This is a genomic window from Micromonospora sp. NPDC003776 (genome assembly GCF_053605645.1).
Genome location: NZ_JBSGJR010000953.1, coordinates 1 through 1286, shown reverse-complemented (window position 1 = coordinate 1286; position 1286 = coordinate 1). Strand labels below are relative to the sequence as shown.

Below are 1286 nucleotides of genomic sequence, written 5' to 3'. Positions count from 1 at the left end.
GGCGACGGCCCGGCCGCGGTCGTCGCCGGCCAGCTCGGTGACCCGCGCCCACGGGATCCGCCGCTGCCCGAGGAGCGCGCGCAGCCGCAGCTCCCCGGGGTCGGCGTCGGTGCCGGCCCGCCAGGCCCAGACCGCGACCGCGAGCGGGATCAGCAGCACCCAGAGCAGCCACCAACGAGCGGTGGCCAGCGGCAGCGCGCCGATGAACGCGACGATCGCGGCGACCAGGATCGCCTGGTTGTGGCGGAAGCGGACGGTGTCGGCGCGGTTCACCCCCCGATGATCGCACCCCGGCCCGAGGCCGGTCCGGGCGGGCGGGGACGGCGATGCCCCACTCCATCGATGTGATGCAGCTCACTGACATGTCCCATAACTGCCCGCGTCCGGGATCGTTATCTGGCGTGGCCGCGCCGGCACCCCGGCCGGCGTCGTCCGCGTACCCTCGCCCCGGCCCCTGACTCCGCACGTCGCTCCGCAACCGCACCGCCCCGTGCCCCCTCACGAAGGCGACCGCCGTGCCCGTCACCCACTCCTCCGGCGACCCGCGTCGCCGGGCGCCAGTGCCCGAACTCCTCGTGTCGCTCGCCGGGGCGTTCTTCGTCCTGGCCGGTGCGGCCGGCCTGGTCCCGGCCCGGTCCGCCGCGGCGCTCGCCGTCGCCGCCGGCTGCGCCCTGTCCTGTGTCCGCCTCGCCTGGCTCGCCGGCGCTCCGCCCGGCCCGGCCTCCCCGTCGGACTCGGCCTCCCCGTCGGACTCGGCCTCCCCGTCGGACTCGGCCTCCCCGTCGGGCCCGGCCTCCCCGTCGGGCTGGGCCGCCGGCTCAGCTCCTGCGCCGGACCCGGCCTCCGCGCCCGGCTCGCACCTGGCGCCCGGCTCACCGGCCGCGCCCGACGGGGCGCCACCCGCGCCGGCGACCGGCTGGCGCCGGACCCGCCGGGTCGCCCTCTCCCGCCGGGTCGCGGCGCTCCTCGACGCGGCCGTCCTGGCCGCCGGGCTCACGGTGGCCGTACTGCCGCTGACCGGCCCGTCGTACCGGTTGCCGGTGGCAGTGGGCGGCCTCGCCGTGAGCGCCTCGCTGCACGCGCTGGCCCTGCTTCGCCTCCCCGGACGGTCCCGGCTCTCCGGGTCGGAGCGGCTCCGTCGGGGCGTCGACGTCCTCGGCCTCGGCGTCAGCCTGCTCTTCGCCGGCGTGGTGCTGCTGCCGCCCGGTCCGGTGCCGCCGGCGGCGCGCGCCGCCACGGTGGCCGGGGCGGTCGGGTTGGCCGTGCTGCTGGTCGGCGCGCTGACC

Annotated in this window: 1 protein-coding gene and 1 pseudogene; one reads left to right on the top strand and one right to left on the bottom strand. The window is 79.2% G+C overall.

What is annotated here, in order from left to right; translation table 11 throughout:
- The coding region (locus ACWEVO_RS36640) for a PH domain-containing protein (RefSeq protein ID WP_452311968.1) at positions 1 to 273 on the bottom strand (273 nt) is incomplete at its 3' end.
- A gap of 242 nt (positions 274 to 515) precedes the next feature.
- On the opposite strand from ACWEVO_RS36640, the pseudogene ACWEVO_RS36635 reads away from it, so the two are divergent.
- Positions 516 to 1286 (top strand): annotated as a pseudogene (locus ACWEVO_RS36635) (hypothetical protein); the annotation flags it as partial.